The organism is Roseateles sp. L2-2 (assembly GCF_050613215.1).
Lineage (GTDB): Bacteria > Pseudomonadota > Gammaproteobacteria > Burkholderiales > Burkholderiaceae_C > Roseateles > Roseateles noduli.
In genome coordinates this window covers 615,305-633,144 of sequence record NZ_CP192509.1, presented here as the reverse complement: position 1 = coordinate 633,144, position 17,840 = coordinate 615,305, and the positions used below count along the sequence as shown (strand labels likewise).

At 68.5% G+C, this 17,840-nt stretch carries 14 protein-coding genes; 5 read left to right on the top strand and 9 right to left on the bottom strand.

Features of this window, described 5'->3' with window-relative positions; translation table 11 throughout:
• Nucleotides 1-8 precede the first annotated feature (8 nt).
• Nucleotides 9-1,502 carry a M28 family peptidase gene (locus tag ACQZ13_RS02890; protein ID WP_431049790.1) on the top strand — a complete coding sequence of 498 codons (1,494 nt, stop codon included), beginning with the start codon at nucleotides 9-11 and terminating at the stop codon, nucleotides 1,500-1,502.
• A 69-nt stretch (nucleotides 1,503-1,571) separates the two neighbouring features.
• On the opposite strand, the gene ACQZ13_RS02885 is transcribed toward ACQZ13_RS02890, so the two are convergent.
• The 7 genes from ACQZ13_RS02885 to ACQZ13_RS02855 form a co-directional block, all read right to left on the bottom strand.
• Nucleotides 1,572-2,258, bottom strand: coding sequence for a YciI family protein (locus ACQZ13_RS02885; RefSeq protein ID WP_431049789.1), 687 nt, complete (start codon nucleotides 2,256-2,258; stop codon nucleotides 1,572-1,574).
• A 59-nt stretch (nucleotides 2,259-2,317) separates the two neighbouring features.
• A complete protein-coding gene (locus ACQZ13_RS02880; protein ID WP_431049787.1) occupies nucleotides 2,318-2,779 on the bottom strand; it encodes a methylglyoxal synthase in 462 nt (153 codons plus the stop codon).
• 36 nt (nucleotides 2,780-2,815) lie between these two features.
• The gene (locus ACQZ13_RS02875) at nucleotides 2,816-4,174 is read right to left on the bottom strand and encodes a glycoside hydrolase family 18 protein (protein WP_431049786.1); all 1,359 of its coding nucleotides are present in this window, start codon (nucleotides 4,172-4,174) and stop codon (nucleotides 2,816-2,818) included.
• A gap of 151 nt (nucleotides 4,175-4,325) precedes the next feature.
• Nucleotides 4,326-5,030 (bottom strand): hypothetical protein, encoded by a 705-nt coding sequence (locus ACQZ13_RS02870; protein WP_431049785.1) that lies wholly within the window; start codon nucleotides 5,028-5,030, stop codon nucleotides 4,326-4,328.
• Nucleotides 5,031-5,114: 84 nt separating this feature from the next.
• Nucleotides 5,115-5,849: a hypothetical protein gene (locus tag ACQZ13_RS02865; RefSeq protein WP_431049784.1), complete on the bottom strand. Its 735-nt coding sequence runs from the start codon at nucleotides 5,847-5,849 to the stop codon at nucleotides 5,115-5,117.
• A 2-nt stretch (nucleotides 5,850-5,851) separates the two neighbouring features.
• On the bottom strand, nucleotides 5,852-6,742 hold the full coding sequence (locus ACQZ13_RS02860) for an EamA family transporter (RefSeq protein WP_431049783.1): 891 nt from the start codon (nucleotides 6,740-6,742) through the stop codon (nucleotides 5,852-5,854).
• A 278-nt stretch (nucleotides 6,743-7,020) separates the two neighbouring features.
• On the bottom strand, nucleotides 7,021-7,608 hold the full coding sequence (locus tag ACQZ13_RS02855) for an Lrp/AsnC family transcriptional regulator (RefSeq protein ID WP_431053107.1): 588 nt from the start codon (nucleotides 7,606-7,608) through the stop codon (nucleotides 7,021-7,023).
• A 239-nt stretch (nucleotides 7,609-7,847) separates the two neighbouring features.
• Here ACQZ13_RS02855 and ACQZ13_RS02850 point away from each other — a divergent pair, with 239 nt between their 5' ends.
• The 3 genes from ACQZ13_RS02850 to ACQZ13_RS02840 all read left to right on the top strand — a co-directional run bounded on the left by ACQZ13_RS02850 (nucleotide 7,848) and on the right by ACQZ13_RS02840 (nucleotide 13,382).
• Nucleotides 7,848-11,408, top strand: a complete 3,561-nt coding sequence (locus tag ACQZ13_RS02850) for an indolepyruvate ferredoxin oxidoreductase family protein (protein ID WP_431049782.1) — start codon at nucleotides 7,848-7,850, stop codon at nucleotides 11,406-11,408.
• 317 nt (nucleotides 11,409-11,725) lie between these two features.
• On the top strand, nucleotides 11,726-12,643 hold the full coding sequence (locus ACQZ13_RS02845; protein ID WP_431049781.1) for a DUF2167 domain-containing protein: 918 nt from the start codon (nucleotides 11,726-11,728) through the stop codon (nucleotides 12,641-12,643).
• A 4-nt stretch (nucleotides 12,644-12,647) separates the two neighbouring features.
• Nucleotides 12,648-13,382, top strand: a complete 735-nt coding sequence (locus tag ACQZ13_RS02840; protein ID WP_431049780.1) for a site-2 protease family protein — start codon at nucleotides 12,648-12,650, stop codon at nucleotides 13,380-13,382.
• A 22-nt stretch (nucleotides 13,383-13,404) separates the two neighbouring features.
• Here ACQZ13_RS02840 and ACQZ13_RS02835 read toward each other — a convergent pair whose 3' ends face one another.
• Both ACQZ13_RS02835 and ACQZ13_RS02830 read right to left on the bottom strand, forming a co-directional pair.
• A complete protein-coding gene (locus ACQZ13_RS02835; protein ID WP_431049779.1) occupies nucleotides 13,405-13,923 on the bottom strand; it encodes a hypothetical protein in 519 nt (172 codons plus the stop codon).
• A gap of 121 nt (nucleotides 13,924-14,044) precedes the next feature.
• The gene (locus ACQZ13_RS02830; RefSeq protein ID WP_431049778.1) at nucleotides 14,045-15,670 is read right to left on the bottom strand and encodes a CYTH domain-containing protein; all 1,626 of its coding nucleotides are present in this window, start codon (nucleotides 15,668-15,670) and stop codon (nucleotides 14,045-14,047) included.
• A gap of 184 nt (nucleotides 15,671-15,854) precedes the next feature.
• On the opposite strand from ACQZ13_RS02830, the gene ACQZ13_RS02825 reads away from it, so the two are divergent.
• Entirely contained in the window at nucleotides 15,855-17,639 is a 1,785-nt protein-coding gene (locus tag ACQZ13_RS02825) for a tannase/feruloyl esterase family alpha/beta hydrolase (RefSeq protein ID WP_431049777.1), read from the top strand.
• The last annotated feature ends 201 nt before the right edge of the window (nucleotides 17,640-17,840 follow it).

Sequence of the window (17,840 nt, the reverse complement as noted above, 5' to 3'; positions counted from 1 at the left end):
CTGAACCCATGACCCTCCATCGCCGCCGCCTCCTCCCCACCGCCGCCGCTGTCTGGGCGCTGATCGCTTCATCCGCCTTCGCACAGACCACGCCGGCCTCGGGGCCGGCGTCGGCGACGGCGCGCGCCGCCTCGGAGACCGCGGCCCCGCCGCTGGATCCGCGCGTGGCGCCCCTGCTCGCGGACATCTCCGCCGAACGCATTGAGTCGACCATCCGCAAGCTGGCCGCCTTCGGCACGCGTCATACGGCGTCGGACACGAAAAGCGACACGCGCGGCATCGGCGCCGCGCGGCGCTGGATCGAGCGGCAGTTGAAGGACTGCAGCGCGAAGACCGGCGGCCGGTTGCAGGTCACCATGGACGCGTTCATCGAGCCGGCGGGCAACCGTCTCTCGGCGCCGACGGAGCTGGTGAACGTCGTGGCCACGCTGCCCGGCGCGTCCGCCGGCACGCCGCGTGAACGCGTGCTGGTGGTCAGCGGGCATTACGACTCGCGCAACAGCGACGTGATGGATGCGCAAGGCGAAGCGCCCGGCGCGAACGACGACGCCTCCGGCACCGCCGCCGTCATGGAGATGGCCTGCGCCGCAGCCAAGCAGCGTTTCGACGCGACCCTCGTGTTCATGGCCGTTCCGGGCGAGGAGCAGGGCCTGCTCGGCGCCCGCCACTGGGCCCGGCGCGCCCGCGCGCAAGGGTTGAACGTCGAAGGCATGATCACCAACGACATCGTCGGCAGCTCGCGCGGCGACAAGGGCGAGCACGATCCGAAGCGGCTGCGCCTCTTCGCCGACGGCTTCGATCCGCTGCTGCGCCTGCTGGTGAACGCCAACGCCAACAGCCCGGCCAACGAGGACGAGGTGAAGACCAACGCGGCGATCCGCGCGCAGCTGCAGCCGCTGGCGGTGGCCGGCGGCGGCGAGGAACTGCCGACGCAGCAGTTCGGCCGTCACCTGAAGGCCGAGGGCGAGCGCTACCTGCCGGACTTCCACATCGACCTGATCCAGCGTCGGGACCGCTACCTGCGCGGCGGCGATCACCTCCCCTTCCTGGAGCGCGGCTACGCGGCGGTGCGATTCACCGAGCCCTTCGAGGACTTCCGTCACCAGCACCAGAACCTGCGCACCGAGGGTGGCGTCGTCTACGGCGACCTGCCGGAGTTCGTGGACTTCGGCTACGTGGCCGACGTGGCGCGCGTGAACCTCGCGGGTCTGGCGACCTTGGCCTGGGCGCCGTCGCCGGTGAAGGGTGCGCGCATCGATGCGCGCGAGCTGACCAACGACACGACGCTGCTGTGGACCGCGAACGTCGATCCTGAACTGGCGGGTTATCGCATCGTCTGGCGCCGTAGCGAATCGCAGGCCTGGGAGGGCGCAAAGGATGTCGGCAACGTCACCAAGGTCACGCTGCCGCTGTCCAAGGACAACCTGATCTTCGGCGTGCAGGCCGTGTCGAAGTCAGGCCATGCGAGTCTGGCGAGTTATCCGTTGCCGCTGGCGCGGTGAGTTGGTCAGCAAACTGACCAACGCCCCGGCGTTTGGTCAATTTGTTAACCAAATGAGCAGCGATTGGGGCTACCGCAACACGCCCTTCCCCAGCCACTGCCCCCAGATCTTCATGGTCACGCGCTGATCCACGAGCCCCGGGTACTCGGCCATCGTCTTGCGCAGCGCCGTCTCATCGGTGCCACGCGAGAACACCACCTCGCCGATCGGCCCGTCCTCCAGCGAATACCAGGCCCCGATGACGCCTTCGTCGAGCGCCCGCTGCAGGAAGATTGGCACCGCGTCTTTGTCCTTCGCCTCCGCGCGGCTGAACAGCACGATGCGGTTCTCCTCGATGCCGTTGGGATCGATGCCGGTGTGGTGCAGCGCCTGGTGCACCGTCGCCGGCTGCGCGTTGACCACCATGTAGCCCTCGCGGATGTACTGGTCGGGTTCGAAGTAGCTCAGCAGGATCTGCCGGTTGGGCGCCTTGACCACGACGATGCCGCGCTTCTGCTTCAAGGGATCGCGCAACGGTCCCGCCGCGAAGAGCTTTTCGTCCGCGAAGAGCCGTTTGAAGTTTTCCAGATGACCGGTCTGCATCGCCGCCACGGCAGCCTTGTCGTCGGGAACCGGCTTGCCGGTCTCGAGGAAGATGAACCAGTACTGTTCGGCTGCGATCATGGGCGGACGGGTCTGTGCACGGGCCGGCAGGGCCGCCAGCGCGGATAGCGCAGGGAGGGCCGCCGCCGAGGCGATCAGGGAACGTCGTTGCATCGGAGTCTCCTTGTGTCGTCCACCGGGCGATCGACGGAGCCCGGCGTCGACGGACGACTCTACTCCCGCCCGCCGCCCGTGCCGAGCACCTGCAACGAGCGCAGCATCAGCCGCCCGCTGGTGACGTTGGTGGCGCAGGCGACGTTGTGGACGTCGCAGGCGCGGACCAGCGCGTTGATGTCGGGTTCATGCGGCTGCGGCGTCATCGGATCGCGCAGGAAGACGACCGCGTCGACCAGACCGACCGCCAGGCGAGCGCCGATCTGCAGGTCGCCGCCGTGCGGCCCGGACAGCATGCGCTCGACCGTCAGGCCGACCTCCGCCGTCAGGCGCGAACCGGTCGTGCCGGTCGCCACCAGCTCGCAGCCACCGAGGAAACCGGCGAACTCGGTCGCGAGCATCACCATCTCGTCCTTCTTGCCGTCGTGGGCGATCAGGGCGATGCGCAGGCGCGAAGGCGCGGCGGCGGCCGTCGCGGCATCGGGAGAAGGTGCGGAAGCAGGAGCGGTGATGGCAGTCATGGCTGCGATCGTAGGCCCGGAGGAACGACGTGCGAGTTACCGGCGCGGTTCTTTCTGCGTCGCCAGCGGCACGTTGCCGACGCCCCGGTTCATCGCGTTGAGCAGGTCGCCGTTGTCCTGGCTCAGCTCCCAGGCGAAGACGCCCGCCAGGCCCTGATCGCGCACGAAGCGGCCCTTGGCCAGCACCGCCCGCGGATCGTCGTAGCCCATCCAGAGCTTCTGCGTCGGGTTGAACAGCGACCACGACTGCGTCACCGGATCCCAGATGGACTGGTAACCCGCGCGGCCGTTGCCCTTCGCGTCGAGGATGCGGCCGGCCATCTCGCGGTAGCCCTGCGCGCCTTCGGCGCCCGGGTAGGCGCCGGTCTTCGCGGCGCCCGCCGTCGTCTTGCTGACGCCGGTGAAGCCGCGCCCGTACATCGCCACGCCCGCCACCAGCTTCGAGCGCGGCACGCCGGCCTTCTCCAGGTTGGCCACGGCGCGCTCCAGGCTGTCGTCCGCCTGCGGCGACGACGCGCGCAGCGTCGTGTGATGTCCCGCCACCGGCGACCACATGCCGTAGAAGTCGTAGGTCATCATGAAGACGAGATCCAGCGGCTTGGACGCGTCCTTGAAGTTGATCTTGCCGACGATCGAATCCATCGGATTCACGGCCGTGGTCAGCAGGTAGGGACGGCCCGTCTCCGCGGTCAGCGCGTCCAGCGCCTTGCGCAGGTCGGTCATCAGTTCCGCGTAGGACTGGCCGTCCTGAGGACTGCCAAGCTGCACGCCGTTGGCCGCACCGTTGTTGCCGGGATGCTCCCAGTCGATGTCGATGCCGTCGAAGGCCGGATGGTCGCGCAGGAACTGCTGCGCCGAGGCCGCGAACACCGCGCGCTTCGCCGGGTCGCCGACCAGGTGGAAGATCGGATCGGATCCGCCCCACCCGCCCACCGAGGCGACGATCTTCAGATGCGGCGCGCGCTGCTTGTAGCGCTGGAACGCGGTGTTGAAACGCGCGTCGATCGGGCCGGTGCCGATCTCGAAATCCTTCTTGCCGACGCACTTCGCGGCGTCCTTCTCCAGCTGTCCCGGGCCGCACAGGCGCAGGAAGGCGTAGAGCACATGGGTCAGGTTTTGCGGGGGCACGCGCTCGATCAGCTCGACCGGCTCCCAATTGGGCACGTAGATGCCGACGATCTTGCCGCCGGTGCGCTCGAACTCGACCGGCTTGGCGCCGAAGAGGGGGTAGCCCGGCGCTTCCGCCTTCTGACCGGCCTTCTGACCGGCCTTCTGATCGACCTTCGCATCGGCAGCTGGCGTCGCGGCGATGGCGGCGGAGACGGCCATCGCGCCGAGCGCGGCGATCGCGGCAGTCAACGGGGTCGGGATGCGGGACAGAACGCGAACGGACATGCGGGGCCTCCAATGGACGCCGCAGCTTAGCGGATCACTCCGGAAATTAACACCAGTCAAATACCAATTCGACCAATGCAACGACTTCGGAGAAACCTTTATGGATCCACTTCGCTGCTCGGCGGCCCTGGTCTATGGCGGCGGCCTTCGCCTATGGCGCCACGTCGACCCGAAGCTGCAACTCGCGGAGCTTCTGCACTTCCGCGTCCCGCGTGCTGTACGTGTTGCGGTTGGCGCTGGCCGTCACGCTACCCGTGCGCGCGATCGTGACCCAGATGCCGAGCGGCGCCTGCACGGTGCTGAGGACGTCGGTGCTCGGGCGCTGCTGGCCGTCGGGCAGCGAAGTGCCATAGGCGCCGCCCTGCGGCATCTGCGCCTGGTCCGAGGCGCGGACCTCGACATCCACCGGACTGCGACCGCCCGGCCATTTCGGCCGGACGACGATGCCGCGCACGCGCTCGGCCATGCCCTGCCGCGGCACGACGACCACGCGGTCGCGCTCGCCTTGCTGACGATCCATCGCCACGTCGACCCATTGGATGGGTGTCGACTCGGTCATCGTGAACGAGGCCTGCGAGCCGTTGAGCACCAGCAGGCGCGGGAACAGCTGCTGACGTTGCTCGCGGTTCTCGGTGGAGAGCGCGACGCCGCCGCGCGCCGACACGCTGCCACCCGTGCTCACGACGGTGCTGCCGTCGCGGATGCCGGCGACCGTGGAACCGCTGAGCTCGGACTCGACCCAGCGCATCTCGACCTGCAGGTTCTGCTTGGGGCCTTGCGCGCGGGCCGGCGTCATCACGGAAGCGCCGACGCCGAGCAAGGCGGCGGCAAGAACGAGGCGGCGATTCGAGTTCATCGTCTCAGCATACGCCGCGCCGACGACGCTTGTTCAATGCCTGCGAGCCCAGCGTCCGTCTGTGCGACGACGGCCCGACCGCCTCTACTTGTTCACGGCTCTGCAGCGATCGATGTCGCACGCGGTCGGCAGCATGGAGCGGTACTCGACGACGCTGCCCCAGCTCTTCGGATCGCGCAGCGCGCAGCGCTCGCCCTTGCCGTTGTCGTAATAGGACATCGTGTCGACGCAGCGCTTCGAATGCGCCATCAGGCCGAGGAAGTGGCCCATCTCGTGCGAGAGCACCATCTGCAGCGTCTGGTCGGCGGGGTGCTTGGGATTGCGCTCGCGCAGCAGCGCGAAGAGACCGGGACCGATCGACAGGCTGCGCGCCGTCACGTTGGCCAGCGCGAACTGGCCGCGGCTGCCGACGTCGCTCCACAGGATCTGGATGGCGTCCTCGGGCGGCACCTGGCCGCTGGGCACGGCAACCACGGCGAACTTCAGCCCGCAGGCGGACCACGCCTCGGCGGAACGCTTCACCAGCGCCATCACTTGCGGCTCGCTGAACCAGGGCGGCGCGTTGTCGTGGCGATAAGCGAAGCGCAAGGAGCGTGTCGCGATCGCACGATCGCGGCCGTCGCCCCAGGTCTGCACTTCGCCGGGCAGGCATTGGGCGATCTCCTGATCACGCACGGAGGGAATCGCCGCTGCCTTGCCCTTCTCGGGCGGAACGAGTTGAGCCATCGCGCTCAGCGGCAGGAGCGCGCCGAACAACGTCAGCGCCATCGCCGCCAAGGCCCGGGTGACCGTGCGGTGCACGATCAAGACTAGATTCACGCTCATGCCTTCGCGGCCCGCAGCACGCCGCGCACATGCGGCCACAGCAGGTTGATCGCGAGTCCGCTGATCACGAGCGCCGCGGCCATCAGCTTCCACGGCGGCAGACCTTCGCCGAGCAGCAGTGCCGAGCAGCTCATGCCGAACACGGGAACGAGGAGCGCCATCGGGACGATGGTCGCGGCGGGATGGCGCGACAGGAGGAAGCTCCACGCGCCGTAGCCGAAGAGCGTGTTGCCGACCGACTGCCAGAGCACCGCGGCCCAGGCGCCGATGCCGGCGTGCTGGAGTGCTTCGCCCATCTGCGTCGGGCCCTCGACGACGAAGGACAGCGCGAACAGTGGGGGCGCGGCGAACGCGCTGCTCCAGACGACGTAGCCCAGCATGTTCACGGCGCCGGCGCGTTTGCCGACGATGTTGCCGCTGGACCAGCAGAGCGCGGCCAGCAGCACCATGCCGAGGCCCAGCACGGTGGTCGTGCCGTCGGTGTGCGAGGCGATGACGCCGATACCGGCCGCGGCGGTGACGAGGGCGAGCCACTGGAAGCCCTGGACGCGTTCGCCGCTCATGCGCATGGCGAGCAGCAAGGTGAAGAAGACCTGCGTCTGGATGACGAGCGAGGCCAGCCCCGGCGAGATCTGCGAGCGCATCGCGAGGTAGAGCAACGCGAATTGGCCGACGCCGACGAAGGCGCCGTAGGCGGCGAGGTTGCGCCAGCCGACTTTCGGACGCGGCAGCAGGAGCATCGCGGGCAGCGCGGCGAAAGTGAAGCGCAGGGCCGCGAAGAGCAGCGGCGGGAACGCGTTCAGGCCCCAGCGGATCACGACGAAGTTGCTTCCCCAGATGGCGACCACGGACAGCGCAAGCAGGAAATGTCGGAGCGGTAGCGTCATGGCGGCCGGGGAGCGAGGGGGGATCGTCGACTATGCCAGCGGGGCTCTCCGCCGACCCGGTACAGGGGGTCGGCAGTGCGACCGGTACAGGACCCGCGTACTGCGTCGGCCGCTGGCCCTCACCCCCGCCCTCTCCCGCAAGCGGGAGAGGGAGTGAGAATGCACCGAGGCTTTCGCCGCAGGACCACCGGGGTGGCACCCTCTCCCGCACCGCGGGAGAGGGCGGGGGTGAGGGCCAGCGGCGGTGGAAGTGCTGAAGCCTTCTTTCGGTGATGGCCTCAGCCCTTCGGCTTCAGATGCCCCAACGGCAACGCTCCGCCCGCCTTCACTTCCCCGAGCGAGAAGCTGGTGTGGATGTCCTTCACGTTCGGCAGATTCAGCAGCGTGTCGATCGAGAACCGGCTGAACGCATCCAGATCCGTGGCCATCACCTCCAGCTCGAAGGTCCCGGCGCCGCTGATGTAGTGGCAGGAAATCACCTCCGGCAGTTGCCGGATCGCTTCCTCCAACTGCTTGGTCGCGGCGCCGTTGTTGCGGTCCGCGTCCACGCGCACGAAGGCCAGCACGCCCAGGCCGAGGCGGCGCCGGTCAATTTCGGCCCGGTAGCCCGTGATGAAGCCCTGCTCCTCCAGCCACCGCACCCGGCGCCAGGTCGGCGCCGGGGACAGCCCGATCCGCGTCGCCAGCTCCGCATTCGACAGGCGCGCCTCGCGCTGCAGCTCGGCCAGGATCGCCACGTGATACCGGTCGAGTTCGCCGCTTGCCGGAGCACCGGATCCGCCCGCGTCGTCTCCCCGATCGGCACCCCGATCAGCACCCCGATCGATCCCTTCGTCGCCGCCGGCAGAACCCGCCGTCGCCCTCATGGTTTTCCCTGATGCTCCGTTTTTCGATGCCATTCGAACCCCTTTCTTCATTCCGGGAAAGATTCTTGCTCAAACGACCGTCCCCGGCGCAGAACTAGCAAACACTCGCCGGGCGTTGTTTCCTACACTGTTCTCTGCGTTTTCCGCGCGCCGCCATACTTGGCGCGACGGCAGCCAAGGCACACGGCCTCGCCACAAGCGGGGACCGGAAGTCAGCCACCCATCAGGAGACTCCCCGCATGAACGCCCCCTTGCCCGAACACATCCTGCGCGCCCTCGAGAAGGTCACGCTGGATGACAAGTACGCACTCGACGAGGGCCGCGCCTTCATGAGCGGCGTCCAGGCGCTGGTCCGCCTGCCGATGCTGCAACGCACCCGCGACGCCATCGCCGGCCTCAACACCGCCGGCTTCATCTCCGGCTACCGCGGCTCCCCGCTGGGCGGCTACGACCAGGCCCTGATGGCCGCGAAGAAGCACCTCGCCAAGCAGCACATCGTCTTCCAGCCCGGCGTCAACGAGGAACTCGGCGCTACCGCCGTCTGGGGCACCCAGCAGCTCGCACTCTTCCCCGAGAAGGCGAAGTTCGACGGCGTCTTCGGCATGTGGTACGGCAAGGGCCCGGGCGTGGACCGCTCCATCGACGTGTTCAAGCACGCCAACATGGCCGGCACGTCCAAGCACGGCGGCGTGATCGCCATCGCCGCGGACGACCACATCGCCAAGAGCTCCACCGCCGCCCACCAGAGCGACCACGTCTTCAAGGCGGTCGGCTTTCCGGTGTTCTTCCCGAGCAGCGTCCAGGAGATCCTGGACATGGGCCTGCACGCCTTCGCGATGAGCCGCTTCTCCGGCCTGTGGTCGGGCATGAAGACCATCCAGGAGATCGTCGAATCGTCCAGCAGCGTCAGCGTCGATCCCGACCGCGTCGAGATCCTGATGCCCGAAGATTTCCAGATGCCCCCGGGCGGCCTGCACATCCGCTGGCCCGATCCGCCGCTGGACCAGGAAGCGCGGATGATGGACCACAAGTGGTACGCCGCCCTCGCCTACGTCCGCGCCAACAAGCTCAACCACAACGTCATCGCCACGCCGCATGACCGCATCGGCCTGATCGCCTCGGGCAAGGCCTGGAACGACACCCGCCAGGCGCTGCACGACCTGGGCCTGGACGACGACAGCTGCCGCCGCCTGGGCATCCGGCTGCACAAGGTCAACGTGGTGTGGCCGCTGGAAGCGACCATCACCCGCGACTTCGCCACCGGGCTGCAGGAGATCCTCGTCATCGAGGAGAAGCGCCAGATGATCGAGTACCAGCTCAAGGAGGAGCTGTACAACTGGCGTCCCGACGTGCGCCCGAACGTGCTCGGCAAGTTCGACGAGACCGACGGCGACCGCAGCGGCGGCGAGTGGAGCCACCCGAACCCGAGCAGCAACTGGCTGCTGCGCCCGCAGGCCGACCTGACGCCGGCCATCATCGCGCGCGCCATCGCCAAGCGGCTGAAGAAGCTGGGCGTGGACGCCGACACCGCCGCGCGCCTCGACGCGCGCGTCGCGCTGATCGACGCCAAGGAACAGTCGCTCAAGTCGGAAGAGAAGACCGCCGGCGGCGCCGACCGCACGCCGTGGTTCTGCTCCGGCTGCCCGCACAACACCAGCACGCGCGTGCCGGACGGCTCGCGCGCCGTGGGCGGCATCGGCTGCCACTACATGGTCACCTGGATGCCGGGCCGCAACACCGCGACCTTCACCCAGATGGGCGGCGAAGGCGTGCCCTGGGTCGGCCAGGCGCCGTTCACCGACGAGAAGCACATCTTCAGCAACCTCGGCGACGGCACCTACTTCCACAGCGGCATCCTCGCGATCCGCCAGTCCATCGCCGCGGGCGTGAACATCACCTACAAGGTGCTCTACAACGACGCGGTCGCGATGACCGGCGGCCAGCAGGTCGGCGAGCGCCCCGAGGGCCACAGCGTCACGCAGATCATGAACAGCCTGGTCAGCGAAGGCGTGGCCAAGCTGATCATCGTCACCGACGAGCCGGAGAAGTACGACGGCAAGCCGCTGGCGCCCGGCGTCACCGTGCATCACCGCGACGAGCTGGACGCGCTGCAGCGCCAGTTCCGCGAGATCCCGGGCACCTCGGTCATCATCTACGACCAGACCTGCGCGACCGAGAAGCGCCGCCGCCGCAAGCGCGGCAAGCTGGTCGACCCGGCCAAGCGCACCGTCATCAACGAGCTGGTCTGCGAAGGCTGCGGCGACTGCTCGGTGCAGTCGAACTGCCTGTCGGTCGAGCCGCTGGAGACCGAGTTCGGTCGCAAGCGCCAGATCAACCAGAACACCTGCAACAAGGACTTCTCGTGCGTGAAGGGCTTCTGCCCGAGCTTCGTCACCATCGAAGGCGGTGAGCTGAAGAAGCCGAAGAAGGACAAGCGCGTCAGCCCGTTCGACGCGTCGCTGCCGGTGATCCCGCAGCCGTCGATCCCGAACGCGGTCGAGGCCTGGGGCATCGTCGTGGCCGGCGTCGGCGGCACCGGCGTGATCACCATCGGCCAGTTGCTCGGCATGGCCGCGCATCTGGAAGGCAAGGGCGTGATCACGCAGGACGCGGCCGGCCTGGCGCAGAAGGGCGGCGCGACCTGGAGCCACATCCAGATCGCCAACACGCCGGACGCGATCCACTGCACCAAGGTCGGCACCGCAGAGGCCGATCTGGTGATCGCCTGCGATTCCATCGTCGCCGCCAACAAGACGACGCTGGCCGTGATGCGCGAAGGCCGCAGCTTCGTGGCGCTGAACACGCACGGATCGCCGACCGCCACGCTGGTCAACGACGCCAACTGGTCCTTCCCCGGCGCCGCCTGCGAGGCCGCCGTGCAGAAGGCCGTGGGCGCCTCGCACCTGGGCATGTTCGACGCGGAGGAAGTCGCGGTGAAGCTGCTGGGCGACTCGCTGTACACCAACCCGCTGATGCTGGGCTTCTCGTGGCAGAAGGGCCGCGTCCCGCTGAGCCACGCGGCGCTGATGCGCGCGATCGAGCTCAACGGCGTGCAGGTCGACAACAACAAGGCCGCGTTCGAATGGGGCCGCCGCTGCGCGCACGACCTGGCCGCGGTGCAGTCGCTGTTCGCGGCGCAGCAGGTCATCAACTTCGTCAAGCGCCAGGGCGTGGACGAGCTGATCACCAAGCGCGTCGAGTTCCTGACCGATTACCAGAACGCCGCCTACGCCGAGCAGTACCGCGCCTTCGTCGAGAAGGTCCGCCAGGCGGAAGCGCCGGTGGGCGGGACGCGTCTGACGGAAGCCGTCGCGCGCTATCTGTTCAAGCTGATGGCCTACAAGGACGAGTACGAAGTCGCCCGCCTGCACACGGACACCAAGTTCCTGGACAAGATCAAGGGCCAGTTCGAAGGCGACTTCAAGGTGGTGCACCACCTGGCACCGCCCATGCTCGCCAAGAAGGACGACCACGGCCATCTGCAGAAACGCCCCTTCGGCAGCTGGGTCCGCCCGGCCATGGGCATGCTGGCCAAGATGAAGGGCCTGCGCGGCACCGCCTTCGATCCGTTCGGTCATACGGAAGAGCGCAAGATGGAACGCCAGTTGATCGTCGACTACCGCGCGACGATCGAATCGATCCTGGCGAAGGGCCTCACCACCGAGCGCCTGTCCACCGCCGTCGAGCTGGCCCGCATCCCGGAAGAGATCCGCGGCTACGGCCACGTGAAGGAGCGCCACCTGAAGGCGGCGCGCCTGAAGTGGGACCAGCTGTCCAAGCAGTGGAGTGAGGTGGCCTGACCTTCTTCTTCGGCCGCTGCTGACGGAAGGCCCAGCGCGGGCTCTCCGCAGGGCATGGGGCCTCGCGTCCGCGAACCCCAAGCCCTACTCCGGCCCCACCCCCGCTCGCTGCCCTCGGGCCTTGGCGATCGGGCCTTGGCAATCATCGATACAGCCCGTCCCGGTCTCCGGGCGGGCTGTATGTCTTTGGTCACTGCACTGGCTTTTTCATGCCCCCGGATGGGGGAAGTGCGGATTTCCCGACGACTCACATCGATAGACTCGCACCCTTCGGCCCGTCAGAGGCCAGGTTCGACCTACCGTTTCGAGGGAATCCCATGACCACCACCCCCTTCGCTCGCACCCTGCGAGCCCTCACCTTCGCGTTGTTCGGCGCAATGTTCGTCGCGACCGGCCCGGCCTCGGCGCAGTCCGGCGAGAACGAGTTCGCCAAGGTGCTCGTCGCCGCGCAGAACGACATCGTGAAGGGGCCGCAGGACGTGAAGCTGTCCAGCCAGGCCGTGCTGCATCTGCCCGAAGGCAAGGTGTACGTGCCGCAGCCGCATGCAGCCAAGCTGATGCGCGCGATGGGCAATCCCGGCGACTACAGCGATCTGGAAGGCGTGGTGTTCCCGCGCGGCGACGCCGACTGGTTCGCGACGCTGCGCTTCGAGAAGTCCGGCTACATCAAGGACGACGACGCGAAGCACTGGGACTCGGCGGACATGCTGAAGAGCTTCAAGGAAGGCACCGAGGCCAGCAACGACGAGCGCAAGAAGATGGGCGGCCGCGCGCTGGAGATCACCGGCTGGGCGCAGGAACCGACCTACGCGGCGGACTCGCACCGCCTGGTGTGGGCGATGAAGTCGCGCGAGGTCGGCGCACCGGCCAACGAGCCGCAAGGCGTCAACTACAACACCTACGCCCTGGGCCGCGAAGGCTACATGAGCCTGAACCTGGTCACCGGCCTGGACGAACTGCCCAAGTACAAGGGCGACGCGCAGCAGCTGCTGGGCGCGCTGGAGTTCAACGACGGCAAGCGCTACGCCGACTTCAACAGCAGCACCGACAAGGTCGCCGAGTACGGCCTGGCCGCGCTGGTGCTGGGCGTGGGCGCGAAGAAGCTGGGCCTGCTGGCAGTGATCGGCGCGTTCTTCCTGAAGTTCGCGAAGATCATCCTGCTGGCCGTCGTCGGTTTCGGCGGCGCCATCATGAAGTTCTTCGGCCGCAAGAAGAGCGAGTCCGCGGAGTCCTGAGCCGATGACCAAGCTGCTGTTCCTGCTGTTCTCGGGCGTCAAGCTGAGCAAGCTGCTGCTCAGCGGGGGCACGATGCTGCTGTCGGTGCTGCTGTACGCGTGGGTCTACGGCTGGCGCTATGCGGTGGGCTTCATCGTGCTGCTGTTCGTGCACGAGATGGGCCACTACGTCGCCGCGCGCCAGAAGGGCCTGAACGTCGGCCTGCCGACCTTCATCCCCTTCGTCGGGGCGTGGATCGAGCTCAAGGAGATGCCCCACGACGCGCAGACGGAGGCCTACATCGGGCTGGGCGGTCCGCTGCTGGGCACGGTGGGCGCGACCGTCTGCTACCTCCTGGCGCGCAGCTGGAACCTGGACTGGCTGCTGGCGGTGTCGTACGCGGGCTTCTTCCTGAACCTGTTCAACCTGATCCCGATGTCGCCGTTCGACGGCGGCCGGATCACGGCGGTGCTGTCGCCGCGTATCTGGTTCGCGGGCGTGCCGGTGCTGGTCGGGTTGTTCCTTTACCGACCCAGCCCGATGCTGCTGCTGATCGCCTTCCTGGCCGCGCCGCAGCTGATGAAGGCGTGGAAGTACCGCGCCGACAGCGAAGAGGCGCAGACCTATTACGCCGTGCCGACCCGCGTGAAGTGGGAGTACGCGGCGTACTACATCGGCCTGGCCGCCTTCCTGGCGGTGATGACGCACGACGTCCACGAGATGCTGGGCGCGGCGCGTCATCTCGGCGGCGACGCCTGACGCCGCCGTTCTTCCAGCCCTCTCAGTCCGAGACCGACGCCGGCGCGCGATAGAACATCGCCGCCGGCGTTTTGCCGTCCTGGCCGTTCGTCCATCGGAAGTGCGGGTAGGCGGCCTGGTTGTCGACGACGATCATCTCGTCCTGGTTGACGCAGCGGACGACCAGGAAGACATGGTCCTCGCCGTGATGCGTCTGCTCGCGGCAGGTGCTGCCGATATCGCCGGCGCGCTGGTCGCCGGGAGACACCTCGACCCAGCCGCGCGCGAGCAGCATCGCCGGGACGTCGATCGCCCAGCACCGCTCCTGGAGCTCGAAGCCCGCCTCCCGCATCAGCAAGGTCAGCAGGAGGGCGCAACCGTCGGCGGGATAGACCTCGCCGTCGGGGTCCAGGAATCTTCTGGCGGCAAGCGCCTGCGTCTCGCGAAGCCGGTCCGGATCGACCGCGAGGGCGAGCAGCCCGGGGATCCGGGCGCGGTCCGGGACATCGTCGCCGGGACGCGGAGGAAGTTCGGTGAACGGCAGGGAATGGATCAGCGGCATGCGGGCCTCGCAGTGACTTGAATGAGCGGGTGCGCCCTGCCACCTCGGCAGGAGGCGGTGAGCGCGCTCCTCAGTGAAGTCAGTCGGCCGAAGCGCTTCAGTCCGGCTCGCGAGTGACGCTTCAGTCGGGCTTGCGGCCCTTGGCGGACTTGGCGGGCTTGGCGCGCTTCGAGGCATTCCCCGCCGCCAGGCCCTTCACGGCCTTCACGGCCTTCACGGCCTTGGCCGCCTTCGCCAGCGCCTGCTTCTGGCGCGGCCTCAGCCATCCCAGCGAGAAGCCGGCCTGCGCCGCCGCCGGGACATCGCCGCGGGCCATGGCCAGGGCGAGTTGCTCGCGCGCCTGCGCAAGTCCGACTTCCAGATCGTTCAGTGCGCCCAGCCGTTGCGCCGCCTCGTGGACGCGCGCGAGTTGACGGGCCCGCGCCTCGATCTCCTTCCTGGAGAGCTTGTCCCCATCGGCGCCGCCGGGCACCGCGAAGGTCAGTTCCATGGCGAGCCGCAGGCGTCTGAGGCGCCGGCGCAGGTGATGGCGTCCTTCGACATCGAGACGCTCGAAACGTTTGACCTGCTTGTCCGTCGCGGCGCGCCACTGCGCGACGTGCCGGTGGACCAGGGTCAGGCCTTGCTCTTCCTCGGGCGCGTGGTCCGGTGCGGGGCGCGCGAGCCAGCCGATGATCGCGAGCATCCAGCCCTGGACTTCCGGCGTGAGGAGCAGTGCGGCGACATCGATGGGCGTCGCGGGCGGCAGATCGGACGCAGCGGATGCAGCGGACGGGCGCTCGACGCGCCAGGCCGCGAGCATCGCCAGGCGCCAGCCGGCCTCGGCCTGGGCATCGGCGTCGCGCGCGGCGGTGAGCCGGCGCGACAGTTGTCCGGCGCCGTCGGCGAGCGCGTGCAGCGCGACGTCGTCGTCCGCCGCCAGCAGCCGCAGACCGGCGCGCAGGCGGCGCAGGCCGACGCGCATCTGGTGCAGATGCTCGGGACGATGCCGTCCGCTCGCGATCTGCGAGGCGTTGCCGACGACCGGCTCCAGGCAGTCGCGCAGCAGCACGTGGAGCGCGTCGTCGCGCGTCATGTCGCCGGTCCAGTGGATCGCATGGGACCCGGCGACCGGCGCGCAGTCGAGCTGGCGTGCGAGCAGGTCGCCGCGCAGCGCCTTGGTGCGCAGTTCCAGCGACAGCCCGAAGCGTTCGATGGCCCAGGACCGCGCGGTTTCAAGCACGGCGCGGGCTTCGCCGCTCTTCAGTTCGATCTCGAGTTCGGCGACCGGCGTGCTGCGCAGCGTGTCGCCCTCGCCGGCGAGCAGCGCGCCGCGGTCGAGGGCGAGTTCGACCGTGCCGTGCGGCGTCCGCAGCGGGCGCGTGAGCCGGGTGATGTCGGTGCGGAACAGCGCCTGCAGGGCCCCCTCCGGCAGCTCGGCGAGCAGGGCCTGGAGCGCCTGCCCGGCGGGATGGTCGGCGTGGCGCGCGACGTCGAGCTGGGGGATGTCCGCGCCCAGCGGAACGTTGTGTTCGAGGCGCGTCATGCCGTCCGGCGCGGCACCCTTGAGCGTCTGCACCCAGACCTCGCCCTCGCGGCGCAGCCTCAGCGCGAAGCCGGCGCGCGCCAGGTCGCGTTCGGGCGTGTCGAAGTACGAGGCCTGCAGGCGCTCCTCGGTCGCGACGGACTTGCCGGTCCCCGCCACCCAGCGGCGCACGGCGGGCCATTGCGATTCGGGGATCTGGAAACGCAGCTCGATTTCGTTCATCCGGCAGTGTCGCATGTGAAGAACGGCGCCCCTTCCGCGGCGGCAGTCACCCAATCGGGCGAACAGCGATGTCCATATGAATTACGTATGCAGATTCCTATTTCGAGATATTTGACGTCTCCGCCGTCGCTGCCCACGATGGGCTCACCCGTGTCCTCCACGGGAACAAGAACCGGAGACCTCCATGCCAGTTTCGAGAGCGCCGGACCGTCAGGTCAGGCCCCTTCCCGCCCTTTCCGCCCTTTTTGCCGCGACGCCGGTGACTTTGGCGCTGCTGTTGTCCGCCTGCGGCAGCGGCGATGACAACGTCGATGTCACGCCGCCGTTCAAGCCCGCGGTGATCACCGCACAGTCGTGCAGCGCGGCCGCCACTTTCACGGCGACCGCCGCGCAGATCAGCCTGCCGTCCACCGGGGCGGAGATCGCCTCCGCGACGATGGTCGCCGCGGACGCGGCGGGCAACCTCAACGGCAGCTTCTGCAAGGTGCTCGGCCGCATCAAGCCGGTCGACCCGACGGCGCCCGTCATCAACTTCGAGGTCAACCTGCCCGCGACCTGGAACGGCAAGATGCTCCAGTACGGCGGCGGCGGCTTCGACGGCGTGCTGATCACCGGCCTGGACCCGACCAACTTCGCCGGCAACGACACCCCGACGCCGCTCACGCGCGGCTACGTGACCCTGGGCGATGACTCCGGCCATGTCGGCGGCATCACCAACGGCTCCTTCGCCACCAGCGACGAGGCGCTGCGCAACTACGGCCGCCAGAGCCTGAAGAAGACGCAGGACGTGGCCCGGCTGCTGGTGCGCAGCCTGTACCAGGTCGACGGTCCGCTGAAGAGCTACTTCATCGGCAGCTCGACGGGCGGCCGCGATGCCCTGTCGGCGGCGCAGAACTGGCCCGACAGCTACGACGCGATCTTCATCAACCGCCCGGCGCTGAACTACACCGGCCTGCGGCTGTCCAACATCCAGCTGGGTCGCTCGATCTTCCAGAACGGCGGCGCGGGCTGGCTGAATCCCGCCAAGACCTCGCTGCTGCTGAACGCGGTGATGGCGTCCTGCGACACGCTGGACGGCGTGCAGGACGGGCTCATCGCCAACCTCCCGGCCTGCAAGGCGCGCGCCGATGCCACGCTGTCCAGCCTGCGCTGCCCCAACGGCACCGACGCCGGCGACACCTGCCTCTCCGACCCGCAGATCGCGACGGTGCGCGCGATGTCGAGTCCGCTGCAGCTGAGCTATCCGCTGGCCAACAACGTGACGCGCTACGGCGGCTACAACCTGATGGCGGGGATGGTGTTCGGACCGCCCTATTCGAGCTCGCGGAACTTCGGACCCAACGGCACCGGTCCGCAGGCGCCGAACTATCTGGCGGTGACCTCCGGCACGAAGGCGAACTCGCCCAACGCCTACCTGACCGGCGACCAGTGGATGAAGTTCTTCATCACCCGCGACGCCGCGTTCAACACCACCAGCGTGGACCCGGCGAACCCGGGCAGCTGGCAGTCGCGCATCATCGAGGTGTCGACGCAGACCGACGCGGCGAGCACCGACCTCGACCGGTTCTTCGCGCGCGGCGGTCGCATCGTCTGGACCCACGGGACAGCGGACGAGGTGGTGAGCACCGACTCGTCGGTCGAGTACTACCAGGCGCTGGTGGCCAAGTACGGTCAGGCGAAGATCGATGCGTCGGTCCGCTTCTACCTGATCCCGGGCAACGGCCACGGCGACACCGGACCGTTCATCCCGGTGTTCGACAGCCTGGGCATCCTGTCGGACTGGTATGAGAAGGGCATCGACCCGGCGGACAAGATCGTCGCCGGCAACAGCCAGACCAAGGCCGCCTCGGACCTCTCGCCCGCCGGCACGGCCAACCGGCCGCTCTGCCGCTATCCGACCTGGCCGAAGTACAACGGCGCACCGGCCGATCCCAATCAGGCCGCCAGCTTCACCTGCGTGAGCAGTTGAGCATCGGGCGCGTCGGCGGACGTCGACGCGCCAGGCCAATGGACCCGAGAAAGACAGACGGCCACCCGAAGGTGGCCGTCGCATGCGGGGTTCGCCCGGTACTGCCACATTGGGCAGCGACTGGCATGAACCAGTCATCAGGCGCGCCATCCCTACTCATCGACGGTCGCCGCCTGGCGACAGACATCGCAAGTTCTGCTT

Coding starts and splice junctions, on each gene's coding strand:
- ACQZ13_RS02890 (WP_431049790.1), top strand. CDS start 9: ATGACCCTCCATCGCCGCCGCCTCCTCCCCACCGCCGCCGCTGTCTGG.
- ACQZ13_RS02885 (WP_431049789.1), bottom strand. CDS start 2,258: ATGCAACGACGTTCCCTGATCGCCTCGGCGGCGGCCCTCCCTGCGCTA.
- ACQZ13_RS02880 (WP_431049787.1), bottom strand. CDS start 2,779: ATGACTGCCATCACCGCTCCTGCTTCCGCACCTTCTCCCGATGCCGCG.
- ACQZ13_RS02875 (WP_431049786.1), bottom strand. CDS start 4,174: ATGTCCGTTCGCGTTCTGTCCCGCATCCCGACCCCGTTGACTGCCGCG.
- ACQZ13_RS02870 (WP_431049785.1), bottom strand. CDS start 5,030: ATGAACTCGAATCGCCGCCTCGTTCTTGCCGCCGCCTTGCTCGGCGTC.
- ACQZ13_RS02860 (WP_431049783.1), bottom strand. CDS start 6,742: ATGACGCTACCGCTCCGACATTTCCTGCTTGCGCTGTCCGTGGTCGCC.
- ACQZ13_RS02855 (WP_431053107.1), bottom strand. CDS start 7,608: ATGAGGGCGACGGCGGGTTCTGCCGGCGGCGACGAAGGGATCGATCGG.
- ACQZ13_RS02850 (WP_431049782.1), top strand. CDS start 7,848: ATGAACGCCCCCTTGCCCGAACACATCCTGCGCGCCCTCGAGAAGGTC.
- ACQZ13_RS02845 (WP_431049781.1), top strand. CDS start 11,726: ATGACCACCACCCCCTTCGCTCGCACCCTGCGAGCCCTCACCTTCGCG.
- ACQZ13_RS02840 (WP_431049780.1), top strand. CDS start 12,648: ATGACCAAGCTGCTGTTCCTGCTGTTCTCGGGCGTCAAGCTGAGCAAG.
- ACQZ13_RS02835 (WP_431049779.1), bottom strand. CDS start 13,923: ATGCCGCTGATCCATTCCCTGCCGTTCACCGAACTTCCTCCGCGTCCC.
- ACQZ13_RS02830 (WP_431049778.1), bottom strand. CDS start 15,670: ATGAACGAAATCGAGCTGCGTTTCCAGATCCCCGAATCGCAATGGCCC.
- ACQZ13_RS02825 (WP_431049777.1), top strand. CDS start 15,855: ATGCCAGTTTCGAGAGCGCCGGACCGTCAGGTCAGGCCCCTTCCCGCC.